19 protein-coding genes are annotated in these 22517 nt (G+C 73.1%); 10 read left to right on the forward strand and 9 right to left on the reverse strand.

Annotation, left to right across the window (positions count from 1 at the left end):
* Positions 1 to 62: 62 nt before the first annotated feature.
* Positions 63 to 1415: an SWIM zinc finger family protein gene (locus tag ACZ5C2_RS15055; protein ID WP_468790352.1), complete on the reverse strand. Its 1353-nt coding sequence runs from the start codon at positions 1413 to 1415 to the stop codon at positions 63 to 65.
* A 133-nt stretch (positions 1416 to 1548) separates the two neighbouring features.
* On the opposite strand from ACZ5C2_RS15055, the gene ACZ5C2_RS15060 reads away from it, so the two are divergent.
* The 5 genes from ACZ5C2_RS15060 to sucD all read left to right on the forward strand — a co-directional run bounded on the left by ACZ5C2_RS15060 (position 1549) and on the right by sucD (position 9556).
* A complete protein-coding gene (locus ACZ5C2_RS15060) occupies positions 1549 to 2760 on the forward strand; it encodes an ATP-binding protein (RefSeq protein ID WP_468790354.1) in 1212 nt (403 codons plus the stop codon).
* Positions 2757 to 5228: a DUF5682 family protein gene (locus ACZ5C2_RS15065; RefSeq protein WP_468790356.1), complete on the forward strand. Its 2472-nt coding sequence runs from the start codon at positions 2757 to 2759 to the stop codon at positions 5226 to 5228. Before ACZ5C2_RS15060 ends, ACZ5C2_RS15065 begins: the two co-directional genes overlap by 4 nt.
* 29 nt (positions 5229 to 5257) lie before the next feature.
* On the forward strand, positions 5258 to 6421 hold the full coding sequence (locus ACZ5C2_RS15070; RefSeq protein WP_468790358.1) for a VWA domain-containing protein: 1164 nt from the start codon (positions 5258 to 5260) through the stop codon (positions 6419 to 6421).
* Between the two features lie 1050 nt (positions 6422 to 7471).
* The gene (gene sucC, locus ACZ5C2_RS15075) at positions 7472 to 8650 is read left to right on the forward strand and encodes an ADP-forming succinate--CoA ligase subunit beta (protein ID WP_468790360.1); all 1179 of its coding nucleotides are present in this window, start codon (positions 7472 to 7474) and stop codon (positions 8648 to 8650) included.
* 21 nt (positions 8651 to 8671) lie between these two features.
* Positions 8672 to 9556 (forward strand): succinate--CoA ligase subunit alpha, encoded by an 885-nt coding sequence (gene sucD, locus ACZ5C2_RS15080; protein WP_468790362.1) that lies wholly within the window; start codon positions 8672 to 8674, stop codon positions 9554 to 9556.
* An 85-nt stretch (positions 9557 to 9641) separates the two neighbouring features.
* Here sucD and ACZ5C2_RS15085 read toward each other — a convergent pair whose 3' ends face one another.
* The gene (locus ACZ5C2_RS15085; protein ID WP_468790364.1) at positions 9642 to 10832 is read right to left on the reverse strand and encodes a helix-turn-helix domain-containing protein; all 1191 of its coding nucleotides are present in this window, start codon (positions 10830 to 10832) and stop codon (positions 9642 to 9644) included.
* Between the two features lie 96 nt (positions 10833 to 10928).
* On the opposite strand from ACZ5C2_RS15085, the gene ACZ5C2_RS15090 reads away from it, so the two are divergent.
* A complete protein-coding gene (locus ACZ5C2_RS15090; protein ID WP_468790365.1) occupies positions 10929 to 12629 on the forward strand; it encodes a cell division protein PerM in 1701 nt (566 codons plus the stop codon).
* A gap of 53 nt (positions 12630 to 12682) precedes the next feature.
* Here ACZ5C2_RS15090 and ACZ5C2_RS15095 read toward each other — a convergent pair whose 3' ends face one another.
* Positions 12683 to 13483: a hypothetical protein gene (locus tag ACZ5C2_RS15095; protein ID WP_468790367.1), complete on the reverse strand. Its 801-nt coding sequence runs from the start codon at positions 13481 to 13483 to the stop codon at positions 12683 to 12685.
* A gap of 383 nt (positions 13484 to 13866) precedes the next feature.
* Here ACZ5C2_RS15095 and purN point away from each other — a divergent pair, with 383 nt between their 5' ends.
* Both purN and purH read left to right on the forward strand, forming a co-directional pair.
* Positions 13867 to 14505 (forward strand): phosphoribosylglycinamide formyltransferase, encoded by a 639-nt coding sequence (purN, locus tag ACZ5C2_RS15100; RefSeq protein WP_468790369.1) that lies wholly within the window; start codon positions 13867 to 13869, stop codon positions 14503 to 14505.
* A complete protein-coding gene (gene purH, locus ACZ5C2_RS15105; protein ID WP_468790371.1) occupies positions 14502 to 16064 on the forward strand; it encodes a bifunctional phosphoribosylaminoimidazolecarboxamide formyltransferase/IMP cyclohydrolase in 1563 nt (520 codons plus the stop codon). The genes purN and purH overlap by 4 nt, the downstream gene beginning before the upstream one ends.
* Positions 16065 to 16113: 49 nt before the next feature.
* Here the strand turns inward: purH and ACZ5C2_RS15110 are convergent, their stop codons facing one another.
* The 6 genes from ACZ5C2_RS15110 to ACZ5C2_RS15135 form a co-directional block, all read right to left on the reverse strand.
* A complete protein-coding gene (locus ACZ5C2_RS15110) occupies positions 16114 to 16416 on the reverse strand; it encodes an ALF repeat-containing protein (protein WP_468790373.1) in 303 nt (100 codons plus the stop codon).
* The gene (locus tag ACZ5C2_RS15115) at positions 16377 to 16811 is read right to left on the reverse strand and encodes a peptidoglycan-binding domain-containing protein (RefSeq protein ID WP_468790374.1); all 435 of its coding nucleotides are present in this window, start codon (positions 16809 to 16811) and stop codon (positions 16377 to 16379) included. Before ACZ5C2_RS15115 ends, ACZ5C2_RS15110 begins: the two co-directional genes overlap by 40 nt.
* Before the next feature lie 32 nt (positions 16812 to 16843).
* Complete coding sequence (locus ACZ5C2_RS15120) at positions 16844 to 17299, reverse strand: peptidoglycan-binding domain-containing protein (RefSeq protein WP_468790376.1); 456 nt, start codon at positions 17297 to 17299, stop codon at positions 16844 to 16846.
* A 258-nt stretch (positions 17300 to 17557) separates the two neighbouring features.
* Positions 17558 to 18901 carry a protein kinase domain-containing protein gene (locus ACZ5C2_RS15125; protein ID WP_468790378.1) on the reverse strand — a complete coding sequence of 448 codons (1344 nt, stop codon included), beginning with the start codon at positions 18899 to 18901 and terminating at the stop codon, positions 17558 to 17560.
* Positions 18898 to 19641, reverse strand: a complete 744-nt coding sequence (locus tag ACZ5C2_RS15130) for an FHA domain-containing protein (RefSeq protein WP_468790380.1) — start codon at positions 19639 to 19641, stop codon at positions 18898 to 18900. The genes ACZ5C2_RS15125 and ACZ5C2_RS15130 overlap by 4 nt, the downstream gene beginning before the upstream one ends.
* A 209-nt stretch (positions 19642 to 19850) precedes the next feature.
* Complete coding sequence (locus tag ACZ5C2_RS15135) at positions 19851 to 20441, reverse strand: hypothetical protein (RefSeq protein ID WP_468790382.1); 591 nt, start codon at positions 20439 to 20441, stop codon at positions 19851 to 19853.
* Between the two features lie 297 nt (positions 20442 to 20738).
* On the opposite strand from ACZ5C2_RS15135, the gene ACZ5C2_RS15140 reads away from it, so the two are divergent.
* Together ACZ5C2_RS15140 and ACZ5C2_RS15145 are read left to right on the forward strand one after the other, a co-directional pair.
* Entirely contained in the window at positions 20739 to 21593 is an 855-nt protein-coding gene (locus ACZ5C2_RS15140; RefSeq protein WP_468790383.1) for a bifunctional methylenetetrahydrofolate dehydrogenase/methenyltetrahydrofolate cyclohydrolase, read from the forward strand.
* Positions 21583 to 22098 carry a DUF3017 domain-containing protein gene (locus ACZ5C2_RS15145; RefSeq protein WP_468790385.1) on the forward strand — a complete coding sequence of 172 codons (516 nt, stop codon included), beginning with the start codon at positions 21583 to 21585 and terminating at the stop codon, positions 22096 to 22098. The genes ACZ5C2_RS15140 and ACZ5C2_RS15145 overlap by 11 nt, the downstream gene beginning before the upstream one ends.
* The last annotated feature ends 419 nt before the right edge of the window (positions 22099 to 22517 follow it).

Raw genomic sequence — 22517 nt, forward strand, 5'->3', positions numbered from 1 at the left:
TCGAGTGTCCAGTGATGTCCGAAAGATTCCTGGTGCGGGCGAGGACGGGGCGAGCGCACCGCTCAGCACAGCGGTACCGCCTCACCGGGCCCCTCGGGCCATGCCGCCAAAGGAGTGAATCCCTGATGGCCGCACTCACCGAAGACCCTGACCGGGGCGCCGCCCGCCAGGGAGATCAGGCGCCACAGGCCCGGACGTGACCGCGCGGCCGGGGAGAGCGGCAGGGCGGCGTCCTCGTCGGCGTCGGCAAGCTGCCAGCCGTCCCCGTCCGCGGCCGGTATCACCCGGTCCAGCGTCACCGGGACCGACTCCAGCCAAGGGTCGTCGCGCAGCGCCTCGCCGTAGCGGGCGACCGCCCGGGCCGTCGTCGTGCCCGCCGGCCGGGCGGTCGTCGGGGCGGGTGGTGCGAACTGTTCACCCAGGGCCATCCTCGGCTGTCCCGCGCCCGGGTATGCGGACAGCTCCGCGTCCAGGGCCAGACCGACCGGCAGCGCGAGCTCCGGGGCGCGGCCCGCCGCGCCGTAGGACAGGAGCAGCGCCGTACGCCCCGATCCGATGCCGTACAGCCAGACGCGGCGGGTCGTCAGCCGGGTGTCCGCGGTGTCGTACCGGGCGAGGACCAGCCAGCGGTCCCGCACCGGCCGGCCGTCCGCCGGGACGGGCAGGCCGACGCGGGAACGGACGGTCGCGGCGAGAGCCTGTGGAAGCCGCTCACGACGCAGCCAGCCCCGGGCCAGCAGGTGCAGCAGCGCGCACTCCTCCAGCAGCCGCACCGGCCCGGTGCCGGGGAGCGCCCCCAGCTCCCGCACCCGGGCCGCCAGTCCCGGCGCCTGGGCGTCGACCATGCGGGCCGCGGTCTCCTCCCACAGCCCGTACCCCACTCGCTCGGCCCCGGCCAGGCCGCCCCGCAGCAGATCGGCCAGACGCTGCTCCAACTCCTCGGCGCCCGCGGTGACCCGCTCGGCCCGGCGCTCCGCCCGGCGCCGCGCCGCCGCGGTACCGGCGGAACCCGGGGAGGAGCCCGCGGCATCCGGGGCCGCTGCCCCCTCGGCGCGCGGGCGTCGGCCCGCGAGCCACTGTGCGGCCCACCCCGGCACCTCCGCCCGCGGCACCGTCTCCTCTCCGCCCGCCCAGAGCAGCAGAAGACCGAGCGCGTGCTCGCACGGAAGGCTACGGCTCGGACAACTGCACGTGTACGCGGGCCCGGCGGCGTCCCCGAGGTCGACGACCGTCCGGTACGGCGTGCCGCCACCGCCACCGCCCCCGCACAGCCCCCACACCGTCCCCTCGCCGGAACTGCCGGCCTCCGACCACGGTCCCCTCGCGCCGAGTGCGCATCCCGCCGTGCGTGACGTCGGGTCAGGCGCCAGTGCCAGCACCTGGTCCGCGGTCCAGCGCACCCCCTGCTCAGTCATGTCCTCGACGGTAGGCCCCCCCACTGACAATCGACCCGGAGAACGCATTTGCGCAGGTCACAGCGATTGTCAGTGGTGTGGTGCACGGTTGGTGACAGATCTGAACCGGCCGAGCTGGAGGGGGACTCAAGCCATGACCGTGCCTGTTGAACCGACATCCGTCGACCCGAGCCGGAACGGCTCCGCGCCCGCGCACACGACGGCGGACACGACGCCCGCGCACACGACGGCGGACACGACGCCCGCGCACACGACGGGGTCGGACACGGACACGCTGCGGCCGCACGCCGAGGACGCCTTCGCCGCCGAACTCGCCGCGCTGGCCGCGCAGGACGACCGCACGCGCCCCGACCGATGGCGGCTGTCGCCGTGGGCCGTCGCCACCTACCTGCTCGGCGGCACACTGCCGGACGGCACGGTGATCTCCCCGAAGTACGTCGGCCCGCGCCGGATCGTCGAGGTCGCCGTCACCACCCTCGCCACCGACCGCGCCCTGCTGCTGCTCGGGGTGCCCGGCACGGCGAAGACCTGGGTCTCCGAGCACCTGGCCGCGGCGGTCAGCGGCGACTCCACCCTGCTGGTGCAGGGCACGGCCGGCACACCGGAGGAGTCCATCCGCTACGGCTGGAACTACGCCCGGCTGCTTGCCCACGGCCCCAGCCGGGACGCCCTCGTGCCCAGCCCGGTGATGCGGGCGATGGCGGAGGGCAGGACGGCCCGCGTCGAGGAGCTGACCCGTATCCCGGCCGACGTGCAGGACACGCTGATCACGATCCTGTCGGAGAAGACGCTGCCGATACCGGAACTGGGCCAGGAGGTGCAGGCGGTCCGCGGCTTCAACCTGATCGCCACGGCCAACGACCGCGACCGCGGGGTCAACGAACTGTCCAGCGCCCTGCGCCGGCGGTTCAACACCGTGGTGCTGCCGCTGCCGGAGACACCCCAGGCGGAGGTCGACATCGTCTCGCGCCGCGTCGACCAGATCGGCCGCTCCCTCGACCTGCCGGCCGTGCCCGACGGCATCGACGAGATCCGCCGTGTCGTCACCGTCTTCCGCGAGCTGCGCGACGGGGTCACGACCGACGGCCGCACCAAGCTCAAGTCGCCCAGCGGCACGCTGTCGACCGCCGAGGCGATCTCCGTCGTCACGGGCGGTCTGGCGCTGGCCGCCCACTTCGGCGACGGTGTGCTGCGGGCCGGGGACGTCGCCGCCGGCATCCTCGGCGCGGTCGTCCGCGACCCGGCGGCGGACCGTGTCGTCTGGCAGGAGTACCTGGAGACCGTCGTCCGCGAGCGAGATGGCTGGAAGGACTTCTACCGGGCCTGCCGGGAGGCCGGCGCGTGAGCGGAGGGAACGCGGACGCCGCGGGGCCGCTGCTGCTCGGGGTGCGGCATCACGGCCCGGGGTCGGCGCGGGCGGTACGGGCGGCGCTGGACGAGGCCCAGCCGGGCGTCGTCCTGATCGAGGGCCCGCCGGAGGCGGACGCGCTGATCCCGCTCGCCGCCGAGGAGGACATGCGGCCGCCCGTCGCCCTGCTCGCCCATGCCGTCGACGAGCCCGGCCGCTCGGCCTTCTGGCCGCTGGCCGAGTTCTCCCCGGAGTGGGTCGCGCTCCGCTGGGCGCTGGAACACGGGATCCCGGCCCGCTTCATCGACCTGCCGGCGACGCACACGCTGGTCTGGGAGGGGGACGAGGGGAGGGGGAAGGGCGGGACCCGACCGGCGGACGGGGGCCGGGACCCGCGCGGTGCACCCCCGGGCGGGGAGGACGGTTCAGGCGCGGAGGACCGACGGCCCGGTGGGGCGGAGGACGACTCCGGTCACGGAGCCGGAGCGGCCGGCGAGGGTGCCGGGCCGGCGGCCGATGTGCGGATCGATCCCCTGGGGGTGCTGGCCGGGGCAGCCGGGTACGACGACGCCGAGCGGTGGTGGGAGGACGTCGTCGAGCACCGGGGCGTGGGGAAGGGGGACCCGGTCGCGCCGTTCACCGCGCTCGAAGAGGCCATGACAGCGCTGCGGGAGGAGTGCGGCAGCGGGGGACACGAGCGGGACCTGGTGCGCGAGGCCCATATGCGGCTGCGGATCCGCGCGGCACAGCGGGAGTTCGGGGACGGCGTGGCCGTGGTGTGCGGGGCCTGGCATGTGCCGGCCCTGCGGCACAGGGCCGGCGTCGCCGCCGACCGGGCCCTGCTGAAGGGGCTGCCCAAGGTGAAGACGGACATGACCTGGGTGCCCTGGACCAACCGCAGGCTCTCCCGGACGAGCGGCTACGGCGCGGGTATCGACTCCCCCGGCTGGTACGGGCATCTGTTCCGCGCCCCGGACCGGCCGGTGGAGCGATGGCTGACCAAGGTGGCCGGACTGCTGCGGGCCGAGGACCGCATCGTCTCGCCCGCGCATGTCATCGAGGCGGTCAGGCTGGCGGAGACCCTCGCCGTGATGCGCGGACGCCCGCTGGCCGGGCTGAGCGAGACGACCGACGCGGTCCGGGCGGTGATGTGCGAGGGCTCCGACGTGCCCTTGGCCCTGGTGTACGACCGGCTGGTCGTCGGCGACGTCCTGGGGGAGGTACCGGCCACGGCGCCCGCCGTGCCCTTGCAGCGGGACCTCGCGCGGATCCAGCGTCGGCTGCGGCTGAAACCGGAGGCGGCGGAGCGGGAGCTGGAGCTCGACCTGCGCACGGAGACGGGCGCGGAGCGCAGCCGACTGCTGCACCGGCTGCGCCTGCTCGGCATCGGCTGGGGCGAGCCGGCCGTCTCGCGCGGCGGCACCGGGACCTTCCGGGAGACCTGGCGGCTGCGCTGGGAGCCGGAGCTGTCCGTGCGGGTCGCCGAGGCAGGGGTGTGGGGCACGACCGTACACGCCGCCGCGACCGCCAGGGCGGAGACGGACGCCGTCACCGCGCGGCGCCTCGACGGGGTCACCGGGCTCGCCGAACACTGCCTGCTGGCCGGGCTGTCCGAGGCGCTGCCCACGGTGATGCGGATCCTCGCCGACCGTGCGGCTCTCGACACGGACGTCGGCCACCTGGCCCAGGCGCTGCCCGCCCTGGTCCGCTCGCTGCGCTACGGCGATGTGCGCGGCACGGACACCGTCGCGCTGGCCCGGGTCGCCGCCGGTCTCGCCGAGCGGGTCTTCGTCGGCCTGCCCCCGGCCTGCACGGCACTGGACGCGGACGCCGCCGAGGAGATGCGCGGCCATGTCGACGCGGTGCACGCAGCGGTCGCCCTCCTCGGTGACGCCCCCGCACCGGGGCACGGGAAGTTGCGCGCCCGCTGGCGGTCGGTGCTGCGGACGCTGTCCGCCCGGGACACCGTGCCGGGTGTCATACGGGGCCGCTCGGTGCGCCTGCTGCTGGACGACGGGGAGCTGGCGCGGGACGAGGCGGCGCGGCTCATGGGACTCGTCCTGTCGCCGGGCACGCCGCCGGCGGACGCGGCCGCGTGGGTCGAGGGGTTCGTCGGCCAGGGTTCCGGCGGCGGGCTGCTCCTGGTCCACGACGAGCGGCTGCTCGGGCTGGTCGACGGATGGCTGACGGGCGTACCGGCGGAGGCGTTCACGGACGTACTGCCGCTGTTGCGGCGCACGTTCTCGGCGTACGAACCGGGGGTACGGCGCACCCTCGGCGAACTGGTCCGGCGCGGACCGGTGACGCGGGGGAGTGCGATGGCCGGGGGTCCCGGCAGACCCGGCTTCTCGCCCCGCCCCGACCTCGCCCGGGCGGACGCCGTGCTGCCGGTCCTGCGACTGCTGCTGGGACCGGACGGGGACGCGGCGGCAGCGAGCGCCGGACCGGCGGGGACGGCGGGATGACGGGCACACACCGAGAGGGGGAGACGAGCATGGCGATCACCACGACGGACCCGGCACAGGAGCGGCTGCGCAGATGGCGGCTCGTGCTCGGCGGGGACCCGGCCGACGGGACCGGCTGCGCGCTGTCCGGGCAGGACGCCGCGATGGACGGCGCACTCGCCGCTCTCTACGGCAAGGACGGCACACCGCGGACGGGCAGGGACCGTTCGGCGGGACTGGGGACGTCGGCGCCGTCGGTGGCCCGCTGGCTCGGGGACATCCGGACCTACTTCCCCACCTCCGTCGTCCAGGTCATGCAGCGCGACGCCATCGACCGGCTCGGGCTCGCCACGCTCCTGCTGGAGCCGGAGATGCTGGAGGCGGTCGAGGCGGACGTCCATCTGGTCGGCACCCTGCTGTCACTCCACAAGGCCATGCCGGAGACGACGGAGGAGACGGCACGGGCCGTCGTGCGCAAGGTCGTCCAGGACCTGGAGAAGCGGCTCGCCACCCACACCCGGGCCACCCTCACCGGCGCCCTCGACCGCAGCGCCCGCGTCAGCCGGCCCCGTCACCACGACATCGACTGGAACCGCACGATCGCGGCCAACCTCAAGCACTACCTCCCGGAGTACCGGACGATCGTGCCCGAGCGGCTCATCGGCTACGGGCATGCCGCGCGGTCGGTGAAGAAGGAGGTCGTCCTCTGCGTCGACCAGTCCGGGTCGATGGCGGCGTCCGTCGTGTACGCGTCGGTGTTCGGGGCGGTGCTCGCGTCCATGCGGTCGCTCGACACGCGGCTCGTCGTCTTCGACACGGCGGTCGCCGACCTCACGGACCGGCTCGACGATCCCGTCGACGTACTCTTCGGCACCCGGCTCGGCGGCGGTACGGACATCAACCGGGCGCTCGCGTACTGCCAGTCGCAGATCACCCGGCCGGCGGAGACGGTGGTCGTGCTGATCAGTGACCTCTACGAAGGAGGGATACGCGACGAGATGCTCAAGAGGGTGGCGGCGATGAAGGCATCGGGGGTGCAGTTCGTGGCGCTGCTCGCGCTGTCCGACGAGGGGGCGCCCGCCTACGACAGGGAGCACGCGGCGGCGCTCGCCGCGCTGGGCGCGCCGGCGTTCGCCTGCACGCCCGATCTGTTCCCGGAGGTGATGGCGGCGGCGATCGAGAAGCGGCCGTTGCCGGTACCGGACGAGGGATGAAGGGGCGGGCGGACTCGGGCCGGTGAAACGGGACATCGCTGACCACCGGTATCGGAGGGCTTGCGCAGCCTCGGGAGTCGCGTGCGAGGATCGGCGCCGTTCGATGTGGACCCGTGCAGCGTCCTCACTCGTCCCGCCGTACGTGAGGAATCCCTTTGGACCGGTGCCGACCGGCCCCGGCAGCGGGTCACACTGCGGCCACGGCGACCACCGGGGCGGCGCCCCCGCACGCGACGGCGTCCGCGCCGGTCCGGTCCTCGCCCCCCATGCTCCCGCCGACGGCCGGTCGGACGGCGTCCTGGGCAGTGGATCGGCGGCGGACCACGGCACACCGCGGCACGGTGACGTGTGCGCCGTCCCCGCGTGTCACCGGCCCGTCCCCCGGCTCGTACCGGGCGCCACCGTGCGCGTCGAGGCGGAGGGGACCCGGGACCGCTGCCGGGACGTTCCGGTCGCACCCGCTTAGGGCAGCCGCTCCCCCTGCCGTGGAGGTGTGCGGACGGGGGCGTGAGCAGGCATGCCCGTGCGGACAATCACCCCGCCCCGGCGGAAACCGGGGCGGGCGTCTCCCGTGAGGGCCCGGTTGCCGGCACCCGCGTCCCACCCGCAGCTGACTCACGGGTAACAAAGAACCCCGCGGGGCATCAGGACCCGGACGGCCGAAAGCCGTCGGCTCGTCCGGTCGCACCCTCGCGGAGGGGATCCGGCCCCCATTGGGGTGGGGGCCGGACGCCCCGCAACCCCGGAAGCGGGCGTTCACCGCCCTTCCGGGTTGTCCCAAAGGCCTCACCGGGTCAACCCCAGCCCGGTGAGGCCCCTCACCTCCGGCACGCCGTGCCGGAGATGACGGCATCATGTGACAGGTATCACCGCTCACGTGTGACCCGCGATTTAGAGAGGTCAGCCATGCGGCGATAACCTGCGAGACGGACATGCCGCGTGCTCGGACACCGTGTGCGCCTCCCTTGTGACACAGCGGACGTCACGTTGCCCTTCGCGGCACGCCCACGCACCCAACGACCGCGAGATCACTGATAGGGACGGAAGCGCGTGGACCTGTTCGAGTATCAGGCGAGGGACCTCTTCGCCAAGCACGATGTACCGGTGCTGGCCGGTGAAGTCATCGACACGCCTGAGGCGGCCCGCGCAGCCACTGAGCGTCTCGGTGGCAAGTCCGTCGTCAAGGCCCAGGTGAAGGTCGGTGGCCGCGGCAAGGCCGGCGGCGTCAAGCTCGCCGCGACCCCGGACGAGGCCGTTGCCCGCGCGACGGACATCCTCGGCATGGACATCAAGGGCCACACGGTCCACAAGGTGATGATCGCCGAGACGGCCCCGGAGATCCTGGAGGAGTACTACGTCTCCTTCCTCCTGGACCGTGCCAACCGCACCTTCCTCTCCATCGCGTCCGTCGAGGGCGGCATGGACATCGAGGAGGTGGCGGCCAACCGTCCGGAGGCCGTCGCCAAGACGCCGATCGACGCCAACGAGGGCGTGACCCCCGCCAAGGCCCGCGAGATCGTCGAGGCCGCGAAGTTCCCGGCCGACGTCGCCGACAAGGTCGCCGACGTCCTGGTCACCCTGTGGAAGACGTTCGTCGCCGAGGACGCGCTCCTCGTCGAGGTCAACCCGCTGGCCAAGGTCGCCTCCGGTGACGTCCTCGCCCTGGACGGCAAGGTCTCCCTGGACGAGAACGCCGAGTTCCGTCAGCCCGGCCACGAGGCCCTGCAGGACAAGGCCGCGGCCAACCCGCTCGAGGCGGCCGCCAAGGAGAAGAACCTCAACTACGTCAAGCTCGACGGCGAGGTCGGCATCATCGGCAACGGCGCGGGTCTCGTCATGAGCACCCTGGACGTCGTCGCCTACGCCGGTGAGGCGCACGGCGGCGTCAAGCCCGCCAACTTCCTCGACATCGGTGGCGGCGCCTCCGCCGCCGTCATGGCGAACGGCCTGGAGATCATTCTCGGCGACCCGGACGTCAAGTCCGTCTTCGTCAACGTCTTCGGCGGCATCACCGCCTGCGACGAGGTCGCCAACGGCATCGTGCAGGCGCTCCAGCTGCTCGCGGACAAGGGCGAGGAAGTCACCAAGCCCCTCGTCGTCCGCCTCGACGGCAACAACGCCGAGCTGGGTCGCACGATCCTCTCCGACGCCAACCACCCGCTGGTGCAGCGCGTGGACACCATGGACGGCGCGGCCGACAAGGCCGCCGAGCTCGCGGCTGCGAAGTAAGGGACGAGGGACAGAACAGCCATGGCTATCTTCCTCAACAAGGACTCCAAGGTCATCGTCCAGGGCATGACCGGTGCCACGGGCATGAAGCACACCAAGCTCATGCTGGCCGACGGCACAAACATCGTCGGTGGCGTGAACCCCCGCAAGGCGGGCACGTCGGTCGAGATCGACGGCAACGAGATCCCGGTCTTCGGCACGGTCGCCGAGGCGATGGAGAAGACGGGCGCGAACGTGTCCGTCCTCTTCGTGCCGCCGGCCTTCGCCAAGGCCGCCGTCGTCGAGGCCATCGACGCCGGGATCCCGCTCGCGGTCGTCATCACCGAGGGCATCGCGGTGCACGACTCCGCCGCCTTCTACGCGTACGCGGTGGAGAAGGGCGACAAGACCCGGATCATCGGCCCGAACTGCCCCGGCCTGATCAGCCCCGGCCAGTCGAACGCCGGCATCATCCCGGGCGACATCACCAAGCCCGGCCGTATCGGCCTGGTCTCCAAGTCCGGCACGCTGACCTACCAGATGATGTACGAGCTGCGTGACATCGGCTTCTCCTCGGCCGTGGGCATCGGCGGCGACCCGGTCATCGGCACCACGCACATCGACGCGCTCGCCGCGTTCGAGGCCGACCCCGACACCGACCTGATCGTGATGATCGGTGAGATCGGTGGCGACGCCGAGGAGCGGGCCGCGGCCTACATCGCGGAGAACGTGAAGAAGCCGGTCGTCGGCTACGTCGCGGGCTTCACCGCGCCCGAGGGCAAGACCATGGGCCACGCCGGCGCCATCGTCTCGGGTTCCTCCGGCACGGCCGCCGCGAAGAAGGAGGCCCTCGAGGCCGCCGGCGTCAAGGTCGGCAAGACGCCGACCGAGACGGCGAAGCTGGCGCGCGCGATCCTCGCCGGCTGAGTCACCGGCCGCGTCGCACCGTACGGGTGGGCCCGTTCCCCGCGCAGGGGGACGGGCCCACCGTCGTTGCCGCGCGGGAAGCGGCTCACCCCGCCTGGGGCGTCAGCCGCTGCGGTCCTCGCGGCAACTCCTCGCGCAGGCTGTCCCGCAGCTCCCGCTGCTCCTCGGACAGGGGACCGGGCGCCACCCGCGGCGGAACGCCCTGGACCGTCCCGCCCGGCGGCACCGGCGGCTCGTAGCGGGTGGGTGCCGTGTGCAGGGTGAGGGCCGTGGTGCCGATCAGGGCGACTGTGAAGGCGATGGCGGCGCGGGTCCAGAAGCGTGCCCGGCGCTCGCTGCCGCCGCGGACCTCCGGCGGCTCGGCCGCCCGCAGCCGCCCCGTGGACGCCAGCTCGGCCAGCCGTCGGCGCAGTTCCCCGGGATCCGACAGTTCCGGCAGCCGGGCGGTGACGGTCTCCCGTGCGTGCGTCAGCCGGCCGGCGGTCGCCCGGGTGCTGGCCTCCGTCTCCGCCGCCGTCTCCGGCAGGTCGAGGCCCACCCCGTCGTACAGCAGCAGCGTGCGGCGATACGGCGGCGGCAGGTGCAGCAGTGCCTCCAGGAGCGTGCGGTTGTCGTCATCGGGCGGCGGGGGTTCCGGCTGCCGGTAGCGGCGCCGGCAGCGGTGCCAGGGGGAGAGCGCCCACTCGTGTGCCGCCGCGCGCACCCAGCCGGCCGGGTCCGGGTCGCGGGCCACCTCCGGCCAGTGGTCCCAGGCCTGCTGGAAGGCACGCTCCACCGACTCACGGGCGAGGTCGCGGCGGCCACTGAGCAGGTACGTCTGCCGGACGAGGGCGGGGGCGCAGAAGGAGTACAGGGCGTCGAAGGCCTGAGCGGGCGTCAGTCCGGGACGGGCCTCCTCGATGGCCTGCGCAGGAGGGGGTGCCTGCGCGCACGTGGAAGGCCCCGGCCCGGCCGTCGCCGGGCCGCGGCCGCCCGGCTCGCCCACAGACACCGTCACCACCGCCGTGCCCTCCTTCTGCTGACGGCCCGGCACCGACTGCCCGGCCCCGACCGCGGTTTCGGTGGGCCCTTCCGCCCGCCCGGCCAGAGAGGCCAGCAGCTTCGCGTACGCCTCCCGGTTCCGGCCGCGCGGCGTGCTGCGGCCGGACTCCCACGAACGCACCGTCCCTGGCCGCACGCCCACACGCGCGGCGAGCTGATCACGCGTCAGCGCGCCCGCCTCGCGCAGGCGCCGGCGTTCACCGGGCTCAGGGAGTGGGGTGGGGCTGCGTGTCACTGGGCGCCCCTCCGTACAGAAAAGTACATAAACATATATTGAGCGACACAGCGGGGCTTCGCCCGTTACACCCGGAAAGCGCGTGTCGTTGGGAGCATGGCGGGCGTGATCCCGATGACCGCTCGCCATTCGACACCGGCCGCCCTGCTCTCCCGGCTGCGCGACCGCCCGCCCGGGCTGGCCTCCGGCGTCCTCGGCGGCGCACTCGCGGCCGGGCTCGGGCTCGCGGCGTTCACCGTGCTGGTGATGCTGCTGTGGGTCAGCTCCCCGTACCCGGACAGCGGACCCGGTGGCGCCCTGCACACCGCGGCCGCGCTGTGGCTGCTGGCGCACGGCGCCGAACTGGTCCGCACCGACACCCTCTCCGGTGTGCCCGCGCCCCTTGGCCTCCCCCCGCTGCTGCTGCTCACGCTGCCGGTGTGGCTGCTGCACCGCGCGGCCCGTGACGCCGCCGACGGGGACGCGGGCGACGAGGCCCCGCTGGTCCCCGGCCGTACGGCGCTGTCGGGCGTCGTCCTCGGCTACCTCGCCGTCGGTGCGCCCACCGCGTTCTACGCCGCCGCCGGGGAGCTGCGGCCCGTGTGGGTGGGGACCGCGGTGTGCGTGCCGCTGGTCGCCGTGCTGGCCGCCGGGAGTGGGGTGTGGTCGGCGTACGGCCGCCCGAGCGGGCCCCTGGAGCGGGTGCTGGGCCGGGTGCTGCCCAGGCGCGTACGCCATCTGGTCCTCGGACCCGACGGCCGCCCCGGGGTCGCGGCGCGCGCGGCGGCCGCCGGGGCGTCGGTGCTGGTGGGCGGCGGGGCACTGCTCCTCGCGGTGTCGCTGGCCTGGCACGGCGGGGAGACCCGGACGGCGTTTGTGCGGGTGACCGAGGGCTGGTCGGGATGGCTGGCGGTGCTGCTGCTCTGCGTCGCGCTGGCGCCGAACGCCGCCGTGTGGTCCGCGGCCTACGCCCTCGGCCCCGGTTTCCTCCTCGGCGACGGCACCCTGGTGACCCCGCTCGCCTCCGCACCGGCTCCGCTGCTGCCGCCGTTCCCACTGCTCGCGGCGGTCCCGGACGCGGGGACGGGGACGCCGTTGAACTGGGCGGCCGGGACGGTGCCGCTGACGGCAGGAGTGGTGGCGGGGTGGTTCGTGGGCCGGGGCGCCACGATCAGCGGACGGGCGCCCGCCCCCGTCTGGACGTCCGGCCGGACCGCCGGGGCGGCCGCGTTGTCGGCCGTGCTCTGCGCGGCCCTGCTGTCCGTCCTCGCCGCGCTCGCGGGCGGCCCGCTGGGCGTGGCGGCGCTCTCCCGGTTCGGCCCGGTGTGGTGGCAGGTGGGCGCCGCCGCACTGGTGTGGCTCTGCCTGACGGCGATCGCGACATCGCTGGTGGTGCGGACCTGGCGTGCCCGCCCGCTCGCCGGCGCCCCGGCGGGACGCATCCCGGGACCCGGTGCCCCGGCACCCGGCACCCCGGACGGGCCGTCCTCGCGCGGCGGGTGGTTCCGGATCCCCGGCTCCGGAGCCGGGAAGGAGACAACGGCCCGGGACACGCCACGGCAGTCGGCGCCCCCGGTTCCTGACGACGGCCCGGACGAGCCGTACCTGCTCCTCGACCACGACGCGTTCGACGCCACCCGCGACCGTGCACCCGGCACCGCGACCGGCATGCGGCAGCGCAGCGCTGCGCCGTACGAGGACCCCGGGCCCCCGGCGGTCACGCCGGAGACCCCCTGCCCGTCCCGCGCCGACGACTACCGGGAGTCGGTTGGGCGCGCCGGACCGGAGGGGACCGACGGCTCCTCGAAGCGCGGGTGAGCCGAGCCGGGGCTTCCGGCACGGTCCGCCGGACCGGCCTCAGGCCCGGTCCGTCACTCGCCGTCGCCCAGAAGACCGCGGAGCTCCTCCGGGAGGAGGTCGTCGCAGCCCTGGCGCGCCTCCTGTGTGAGGGCGTCGTTGGTGCAGGTGTAGTAGTCGCTGTAGACCAGCTGGGCCGCGAAGGACGCGGCGACCAGGGCGAGTGCCAGGGACGCCGTGACCAGACCGCTCACCGCGGCCGTGGTCTGCGGGCGGCCCTTCTGCTCGGGCGCCGGGGAGTCCGGGTCCTGTGCGCGGGGCTTGGCGCGCAGGGCGCTGATGGCCCAGTACATGGCGAGCGCACCCAGCAGCAGTGCGACATAGGGCCAGCTGAAGAGAGCGAAGAAGAAGGCCCACATGCCGGACAGCAGGGCATAGCGCGCCCGGCGCTGGGACGGGTCAGTGGGGTCCCAGCGGGTGCCGGGGGTCTGCGGGCCGCCGCCCTGCCCCTCGGGGCCGCGCGGGCGGTCGCCGAAACCGTCGGGGGAGCGGCCGGGCTGACGGTCGCTCCAGTTCCGGCCCCAGGGGGAGCGGCCGCCCTCCCCGCCCGAGGGGTGCCTCGGCTGCCAGGGCCGGTCGGGAGTCCCCTCCGGCGGCGGCGCGAACGGATTGTCCTCCTGGGAGCCCTGGGAGCCCTGGGAACCTCGCGGCCCTCCGGAGCCCTGGGACCCGCGCTGGTCGTCGCCGCTGTCCCCGCCCCGGGGAGCGTCGGGCGGTGAGGTGGGGCGCTCCCGCAGCAGCACGGCGCCACGCTCCCCTCCCTGGTCCGACTGCCGGGGGAACGTGAGGAATCGCAGGCTGCGGTACGGCGTCAAGTGAGCGTCTTCCCCTTAATGAAGCACGGCGTGGTCCGGCGCGACCGCCTCGCACGACGTATCGACTACGACTGAGCTGTGAGCTGGTGGGTTCCCTCCGGCTCCGCGCGGCCCGGGTCCGTCCTCCTGTGAACGCGCGATGCGCGGTGCGCGTTCCCACGCGCACCCCGCTTTCCAGTACCGGCTTTCCCGGACCGGCTCGTCCCAGACGCTACCTCCCGGCCACGCCCCCGTCCCGTGGGGGCCGCCCGGTGTGCCGGTATCGTTGCTGACGGTCGGCCGCTTCGTAGGCTTCCCCGTATCCGGTGCCGCGAAGCATTCGCATGAACATACAAAGCGCTGCGCCGCCGACCGTGCAGACGCTCCCGAGAAAGGGCCCCATCGTGGCCGCCAAGCCCGTGGCCGAGCGCGCCAGGCGTCTCGTCGTGCTGGTCTCCGGATCCGGCACCAACCTCCAGGCGCTTCTCGACGAGATCACAGCAGTCGGCCCTGAGGTGTACGGAGCCGAGATCGTGGCTGTCGGCGCCGACCGCGAGGGCATCGAAGGGCTGGCCCGCGCCGAGCGCGCCGGACTGCCGACGTTCGTGTGCAAGGTCAGGGACCACCCGACCCGTGAGGAGTGGGACGCGGCGCTCTCCGAGGCCGTCGCCGCCCACGATCCCGACCTCGTGGTGTCCGCCGGCTTCATGAAGATCGTGGGGAAGGAGTTCCTCGCGCGCTTCGGAGGGCGGTTCGTCAACACCCACCCCGCCCTGCTGCCCAGTTTCCCCGGAGCCCACGGCGTGCGGGACGCGCTCGCGTACGGCGCCAGGGTCACCGGTTGCACCGTCCACTTCGTCGACGACGGCGTCGACACCGGGCCGATCATCGCGCAGGGCGTGGTGGAGATCCGGGACGAGGACGACGAGAGCGCTCTGCACGAGCGCATCAAGGAAGTCGAGCGAAGGCTGCTCGTCGAGGTCGTGGGGCTCCTCGCCCGCAACGGCTATCGCATTGAGGGACGAAAGGTAGTTATCCAGTGACCGCCGAGAGCAACAAGCGGGCCATCCGACGGGCGCTCGTCTCCGTCTACGACAAGACCGGCCTCGAGGACCTCGCGCGCGGACTGCACGAGGCCGGCGTGGAGCTCGTCTCCACCGGGTCCACCGCCGCGAAGATCGCCGCCGCGGGCGTTCCCGTGACCAGGGTCGAGGAGCTCACCGGCTTCCCCGAGTGCCTCGACGGCCGCGTCAAGACCCTGCACCCCAGGGTCCACGCCGGGATCCTCGCCGACCTGCGCCTGGAGGACCACCGGCAGCAGCTGACCGAGCTGGGTGTGGAGCCGTTCGACCTCGTCGTGGTCAACCTCTATCCGTTCCGCGAGACCGTCGCCTCCGGTGCCACGCCCGACGAGTGCGTGGAGCAGATCGACATCGGCGGCCCGTCCATGGTGCGCGCCGCCGCCAAGAACCACCCCTCCGTCGCGGTCGTCACCAGCCCGGCCCGCTACGCCGACGTCCTCGCGGCCGTCCGTGACGGCGGCTTCGACCTCACCACCCGCAAGCGGCTCGCCGCGGAGGCCTTCCAGCACACGGCCGCGTACGACGTCGCCGTCGCCTCCTGGTTCGCCTCCGACTACGCCCCGGTCGACGAGTCGCGGTTCCCCGACTTCCTCGGCGCCACCTGGGAGCGCAAGAACACCCTCCGCTACGGCGAGAACCCGCACCAGCCCGCCGCGCTCTACGTGTCCGGCGCGGGCGGCCTCGCCGAGGCCGAGCAGCTGCACGGCAAGGAGATGTCCTACAACAACTACACGGACACGGACGCCGCCCTCCGCGCCGCGTACGACCACGACGCCCCGGCCGTCGCGGTCATCAAGCACGCCAACCCGTGCGGCATCGCGGTCGGCGCGGATGTCGCCGAGGCGCACCGCAAGGCGCACGCCTGTGACCCGCTGTCGGCGTTCGGCGGCGTGATCGCGGTCAACCGTCCGGTGTCGAAGGAGATGGCCGAGCAGGTCGCGGAGATCTTCACCGAGGTCATCGTCGCGCCGGACTACGAGGAGGGTGCGCTGGAGGCCCTCACCAAGAAGAAGAACATCCGCGTGCTGCGCGCCCCCGAGGCTCCGGCCGCCCCCGTCGAGGTCAAGCCGATCGACGGTGGCGCCCTCCTCCAGGTCACCGACCGCCTCCAGGCCGACGGCGACGACCCGGCCACCTGGACCCTCGCCACCGGCGAGGCCCTCTCCGAGGCCGAGCTGGCGAACCTCGCCTTCGCCTGGAAGGCATGCCGCGCGGTGAAGTCCAACGCCATCCTGCTCGCCAGGGACGGCGCCTCCGTCGGCGTCGGCATGGGCCAGGTCAACCGTGTCGATTCCGCGAAGCTGGCGGTGGAGCGGGCGGGCGCCGAGCGCGCGGCCGGTTCCTACGCCGCCTCCGACGCGTTCTTCCCCTTCCCCGACGGCCTGGAGATCCTCACCGGGGCGGGCGTCAAGGCGGTGGTCCAGCCCGGCGGCTCGGTCCGCGACGAACTGGTCGTCGAGGCCGCGAAGAAGGCCGGCGTGACGATGTACTTCACGGGCACGCGCCACTTCTTCCACTGACGTCTCCGTGCGCCCGGCCACCGATGAGGCGGCCGGGCGCACGGGAGTCCTACCTGTCCACCTCGTACTGGCCGGTCCCCAGGAAGTACCGCAGCTCCTCGGGCGTACCGTCGACGACGTCCTGCGCGGCCGCGCGGCGGGCATCGCCGATGTCCGGGTCGGCCAGGATCCGCGCGACGGCGACACGCCCGTCCCCGGTCTGCGCGAGGCGGTCGCCGGTCTCCAGGAAGGCGCGGGCGGCCTCCGGGGTGCCGGCCTCCATGACTTCGGTGGCTTCGCGCTTGACGCCCTCGCCGGGGTCGGGTGCCGGTCCTACGGCAGAGTCGCGCAGTGGCCGGTGGTGCTCTGCCACTTCAGCTTGTCGCGGGTCTTCGGGCCGTACATGCCGTCGTCGTCGAGGTGCAGGGCGGCCTGCACGATCTCCAACTGCCGCTCGGTGACCGGTCCGAACTCGCCGTCGACCACCACGGTGGTCCGCTTGTGGCAGTGGCGCAGCGCCTTCTGGATCGCCTTCACGTGCGAGCCGACGGCGCCTCGCCCGGTGATGCAGTTGTCCGTGTTGCCGTAGGCGGGGATGTTGGCCAGCTCGTGGCCGGTTCCTCCGCCGATGAAGCGGCCGAGTGTCTTGTTGCACCAACTGGTGGCGGCGCTCGCCTGGGTGGCGGTACCGGCCACTCCGAGCCCGGCCAGCAGCATCGCACCGGCCGCGACGCCCGCCTTGGCGCGCGGCATGCGGGTCTTCCTCATGAGCTCCCTCGTTTCTGGATGGTTCGCACGGGTCAGATCCGGGCGCAGCGCGTCGACGCGTTGCGGGTGAACTCCCACTTCAAGTGGGTGCGGCTGTCCTTGCCGTAGATGCCGTCGCCCGCGATTTCCTCGCGCTGCTGTGCGGCCGCGAGCGCGTTCCTGGTCTTCGCGCCGAAGATCCCGTCGACCTTGAGACTGTGGCCCGTGGCCTGGCTGTAGCACATGTTCAGGGAGCGCTGCAGCAGGCCGACCGAGGCACTCCGTGCTCCACTGCCCATCGTGCAGTCCATGTCGGCCTGGTAGCCGGGCAGGTACGCCGTCCACGTGGTGCCGGAGAACGTCCTCGCCACCGTCGCGTAGCCGTCGTTGCAGTAGCCCGCGTACGCGGCGGCCGGTGCCGCCGTGGCGACTCCGATGCCCAGGCCTGACAGCAGTGTCAGTCCGCCGACGGCACCGGCCGTGATCCGCCGCCCTCGTAACCTCTTCATGCCTTCCCCCGGTTCCCGTTGTCCGTCGTTGTGCCGTGGCCATCGTGGGCAGGGCAGGCGGCCGGGGGAACCTGCAACGTTGTAGGGACGGAAGGAGGCGGGACCCCGCCAGACTGCGGACGGGGCTCGCCATCGCGGGCTCCTCCCCAGCAGGGAGGTGACCGCGCGGCCGTCGGCGGCCCGAGACCGGCGGACCCGGTGTTCACCGGGGGGCCGGCTGCTGCGAAAGCCCGGGCGCCCCCCGGGAGCTCGCCGGATTCAGTCGTCCGTCCGGCGCAGGGCGCGCCAGGTGGACGGGCCCACCATGCCGTCCGCGTCCAGCCCGGCCCGTTCCTGGAAGGTGACGACCGCCCCGTGGGTCAGCGGGCCGAAGTCGCCGTCGACCTCGCCGACCTCCGTGATGCCGTGCAGGTACCGGAGCAGGCACTGGAGCTCTCTGACCTGGCTTCCTCCGTCCCCCCGCTTGATGGTGAAGTCCCACGTGCCGCTGTGACCCGCCATGTAGCCGGGGCCGTGCTTGGCGTCCTCGTACACCACCGGTTTCTCGCACGTGGGCGGCGCCGCGACCGCCGGCGCCTCGTCCCGCAGGGTTGTGTACGCCACGCCGGAGCCCACGAGCACCAGCGCGGCGACGACCGCCGCCGGCGCCGTGGGGCGCCGCCACCGCCGGGGCCTCAGCCGGGGCAGACGGGCCGAGCGGGAGGCGCCCGCGGCCTGTTCCACGCGGCGCAGCAGTGCCGCCGTGTCCGCGGCGCGCTCCTCGTGAGTGGCGGCCAGACAGTCGCGTACGATCTCCCGCCAGTCGCCGGGGAGCCGGGGGGACAGCCGCAGTTCCTCCGCGCCGCGGGCATAGCGCATCGCCGCGTCGGTGCGGGCCTCCGTGGTGCCGCCCGGGAGCGGGAACGAACCGGTCAGCACGATGTGGGCGAGTACGCCGAAGGCCCAGATGTCGGCAGTGGGCCGGATCCGGGTGCCCCGCTCGTCGATCTCGGGCCAGAGGAGCTCGGGTGCGGTGTAGTCGGGGGTGGCGAAGGCCGGGGAGTAGGCGTGGGTCCCCTCGAGTTCGGCGGCCAGGTTGAAATCGGCGAGGCGGACGGAACCGTCTGCCATCAACAGCACGTTGGCCGGTTTGAGGTCCCCGTGCACCCAGCCCGCGTGGTGCAGCTGATGCAGGCCCTCGCAGATCTGCGCGAGCAGAGCCGGGCCGGCCTCCGGCGCCGGGGTCCGGGCCAGTACGGCGTCCAGGGACCCCTCCGCCCGTTCGAGGACGAGGACGGTGGCCCCGTCCAGTTCCGGGTGGGCCGGGTCGTCGACCGTCAGCGTCTCGTACATGCGGATCAGCCGCGGTGCGCGGATCCGGCCCAGCAGGTCGACCTCCCGTTCGGCCAGTTCGCGCAGGTGGTTGAGCTGGCGGGGAGTGCGGGTGCCGGTTGGCAGGAACTTGAGGGCTGCCTGACGGGGCAGGGCCGGGTCCGGGTTGTCCACGGCCGGGCGGGCCGCGTAGACGGTGGCGAACGCACCGGAGGCGAGGGGTTCGCGCACCTCCCAGGCGCCCACCCGGTAGCCCTTCGGGACGGGGACGGCATACGGCTGCCTGTTCACCGGACCACCCCGCTGCGGGTCGGGTCGAGCACGATGAGGTCGTACTCGCGCACCAGGTCGAAGCGGAGGGCGAGTGAGACGAGGGACTGCTTCTTGCCGTTGGCCCGCCGGCCGCTCTGGGCGACGTCACCGGGGCCCGGTCTCAGACGGAGCTTCACGGCCAGGTAGTCGATGTTCCAGTAGACGGCGGAGCGGCTGACCTTCGGCCAGGTGGGGCGAAGCCGCTCGACGAGCTCCTCGACCGCGGGCAGCGGGGCGTGCGGTTCGCCCCGCAGCCGGGGCTCGCACAGCGCCGCGAGCACCGCGAAGTACCGTTTCGTACGGTCGAGGGCGAACGCCGGAACGGTCGCCGGGCCCCCGAGTCCGCCGCGGTCGACGCTGCGGAAGGCGTGGCACGGAGCCCAGACGTCGAAGGTGAGCAGGTCGCCCGCGGAGGGCAGCACCACCCGTGCGAACTCGAACGGAACGGGTGTCTCCAGCCTGCCCGGCGTGACCTTGATGTGTTCGCCGGCGCCCTCCGGGTTGTCCACCACATAGGTCTGGTCCTCGCTGAGATTGCTCAGCAGCCAGAACGTTCGGTGCGCCGAGATCTCACCGGCGATCCGGGGCACCCCCTCATGGGCGAGGACGAGGCCCTCGTCCGTCACGGCTCTGCCGAACCTGAGACGCTCCCCCGTGGCGATCCGGATCTGGTCGCCTCCGACGCCGCCCGACGGCGGCACGACAATGACGCTGTACATGGAGTCGTTCCCCCTTCCCCGATTTCTCGGGGCCACTTTCCCCAGTCCAACGAGGAGCAGGCTAAGGGACGCTTCTGTGAAGAGGCGAAGCTTCCGGCGGCAGGGCGCGTCCCGGGCACCGTGGTCGGGTGCCGCGACGCACCAGGGGCCGTGTCCCGCCGGTGTGGCGGGACACGGCCCCTGGGAGCGGGACGACGCAGACCGTTCGTTCAGTACCTCGGTCGCCTGAACCACTCCGCGCTGGCCCGCCTCGCCGCGAAGATGATCACCAGGACCGAGACGATCATGATGAGCAGGCCGAGGCCGTAGAGGGCCAGGGAGAAGATGCCGCTGACGATCGCGAACGAGGCGTACACGATCGAGCAGACGCGGACGCCGTTGCCGCCCTTGGCGTACTGCAGCAGCAGCACCAGGCCGAGGACCGCGAAGACGGCGGCCAGACCGAGGAAGAAGACGACGACCCCCTTGCCCAGGTCGGCGTACCGCTCGGCCTCGGCGTCACCGGCGATGCCGGCCTCGATCATCGTCTTGTCCCAGTCGGCCAGCGCCTTGCCGTACACACCCGCGATGATGACGTGGGCCACGGCGATCACGGCGAGCAGGATCTGCGCGGCGCGCGTGAGGCCGGGCATCTGGGTGGGCGCGTAACCGCCGCCGTACGACTGGGACACGGGCGGGGCCGCGGGGTAGCCGTAGCCCTGCTGCGGGGCGCCGGGCTGCTGGGGGTAGCCGTAGCCCGGTCCGGCCGGGGGCTGCTGGGGAGGCTGCCCGTAGGGGTTGTTCGGGTCGCCGAAACTCATGGCGGTTCTTCCTCCGTTTGCGCTTCAGGTGCGGGGACGACGCGAGGGCCGGCGCGGAGGAAGGTCTACAGATGCGGCCCGTCCCCCCGGTTCTGCCCGCGGCACTGCGCCACTCATCGTTCTTGACCGTTCCTTTCCTTGTCCAGCCGTACGCCGTATGTGTTGTGCAAGTGCAACATCACTGATCTTGGGCCGATTCGGGTGGAAGAGGATCGGTTACGGAGTGAAGGGTGCCCGGGTGGCCCGGAATACGGGCTGATTGGAACCGGGGCCCGGTCATCCGCGAGGATGGGGGGCATGACCGCCCAGATTCTCGATGGCAAGGCCACCGCAGCCGAGATCAAGTCCGATCTGACCGCCCGCGTGGCGGTGCTGAAGGGGAAGGGCGTCACGCCCGGCCTCGGCACGATCCTCGTGGGGGAGGACCCCGGCAGCCAGAAGTACGTGGCGGGCAAGCACCGCGACTGCGCCCAGGTGGGCATCGCCTCCATCCAGCGCGAACTGCCGGACACCGCCACGCAGCAGGAGATCGAGGCGGTCGTCCGGGAGCTGAACGAGGACCCCGCCTGCACCGGTTACATCGTCCAGCTGCCGCTCCCCAAGGGCATCGACGAGAACCGCATCCTGGAACTGATGGACCCGGACAAGGACGCCGACGGCCTCCACCCGATGAACCTCGGCCGTCTCGTCCTGAACGAGCCGGCCCCGCTGCCCTGCACCCCCAACGGCATCATCACCCTGCTGCGCCGCCACGGAGTGGAGATCAAGGGCGCCGAGGTCGTGGTCGTCGGGCGTGGTGTCACCATCGGCCGCCCGATGCCGCTGCTGCTGACCCGGCGCAGCGAGAACGCCACCGTGACCCAGTGCCACACCGGCACGCGTGATCTGCCCGCGCATCTGCGGCGGGCGGACATCATCGTGGCCGCCGCCGGCAGTGCCCATCTGATCCGCCCCGAGGACGTCAAGCCGGGCGCCGCCGTGCTCGACGTCGGTGTCTCCCGCAGCGCCGAGGGCAAGATCGTGGGTGACGTCCACCCGGGCGTGGCCGAGGTGGCCGGCTGGGTCGCCCCGAACCCCGGCGGTGTCGGCCCGATGACCCGGGCGCAGCTGCTGGTCAACGTGGTCGAGGCGGCGGAACGCAGTGCCGGCTGAGCAGAACGCCCCCGATGCCCCGGACGTCTCCGAAGCCCCTCAGGAGCCGGAGCGACCCGAGGACCTCATGGTCCGCGATCCGGTCAGCGCACCCGACGCCGAGGGCAGGCCGCGGCGTACCACCCGGCGGTTCCCCCTGTTCACCCGGGACACCGCGCGCCCCGAGGGCGGAGGCAGGGCGGCCCCGGGTGACGCGCCCGCGCCCGCTCGCCAGTGGCCGATCCTCGCCGTGCTGCTCACGGTCGCACTGGGGCTGCTGATGACCGCCCTGGACCAGTTCCGGCTCGGCACGCTGCTGATCGGCGTGGCCCTGGTGGCCGGTGCCCTGCTGCGCTGGCTGGTACGGAATGTCGGCATGCTCGCGGTGCGCTCCCGCTTCACCGACATCGTCACGTACGGCGGGCTGGGCCTGGGGATCGTGATGCTGGCGCTGATGGTCCAGCCGGAGCCGAAGCTGAGGATTCCGTTCCTGGCGGACCTGCTGCACTTCACGATCAGCGGCTGAGTCGGCCGGGTGGTCGTTGCATGGGGCGGCCCGTCCTCACCCCCGTGAAAGGACGGGCCGCCGCCGCGCACCACACTCCTGCACGGCTCAGCGCCCGTTCAACGGCTGTCCGGCCGCTGTGGCACGGAAGTGACCGTTCCGCTACGTGGCCCGGAATCCGCCGACAGCACCGCGACATGGCTGCGCCACGCTCGCGGCACGTCCGCCTGTGCGGACTTCCGTGGGGTGGGTGGTGTGTGCGGTGGGGCGGAGGGAGCACGCGGGATTCATGTGATCATCCGGGTGGCTGGTTTATGGCGATGTGTTGACACGTTCGTGGATGTGCGACGAAGTGGTGGGACGGCAGGACGAGTGCGAATAATGGGGACGGTCCGGGATTCCCCTCCGGTTGTTCCGGGTTCTGTCCGGTCGAGGGGGTG

Source organism: Streptomyces sp. NPDC031365, assembly GCF_055569765.1.

Excerpts from the sequence above, each read along its gene's own strand:
- ACZ5C2_RS15140 (WP_468790383.1), top strand. The coding sequence starts at position 20,739 with ATGACCGCCCAGATTCTCGATGGCAAGGCCACCGCAGCCGAGATCAAG.
- ACZ5C2_RS15115 (WP_468790374.1), bottom strand. The coding sequence starts at position 16,811 with ATGAGGAAGACCCGCATGCCGCGCGCCAAGGCGGGCGTCGCGGCCGGT.
- ACZ5C2_RS15130 (WP_468790380.1), bottom strand. The coding sequence starts at position 19,641 with ATGTACAGCGTCATTGTCGTGCCGCCGTCGGGCGGCGTCGGAGGCGAC.
- ACZ5C2_RS15120 (WP_468790376.1), bottom strand. The coding sequence starts at position 17,299 with ATGAAGAGGTTACGAGGGCGGCGGATCACGGCCGGTGCCGTCGGCGGA.
- ACZ5C2_RS15070 (WP_468790358.1), top strand. The coding sequence starts at position 5,258 with ATGGCGATCACCACGACGGACCCGGCACAGGAGCGGCTGCGCAGATGG.
- ACZ5C2_RS15090 (WP_468790365.1), top strand. The coding sequence starts at position 10,929 with ATGGCGGGCGTGATCCCGATGACCGCTCGCCATTCGACACCGGCCGCC.
- sucD (WP_468790362.1), top strand. The coding sequence starts at position 8,672 with ATGGCTATCTTCCTCAACAAGGACTCCAAGGTCATCGTCCAGGGCATG.
- ACZ5C2_RS15055 (WP_468790352.1), bottom strand. The coding sequence starts at position 1,415 with ATGACTGAGCAGGGGGTGCGCTGGACCGCGGACCAGGTGCTGGCACTG.
- ACZ5C2_RS15060 (WP_468790354.1), top strand. The coding sequence starts at position 1,549 with ATGACCGTGCCTGTTGAACCGACATCCGTCGACCCGAGCCGGAACGGC.
- ACZ5C2_RS15135 (WP_468790382.1), bottom strand. The coding sequence starts at position 20,441 with ATGAGTTTCGGCGACCCGAACAACCCCTACGGGCAGCCTCCCCAGCAG.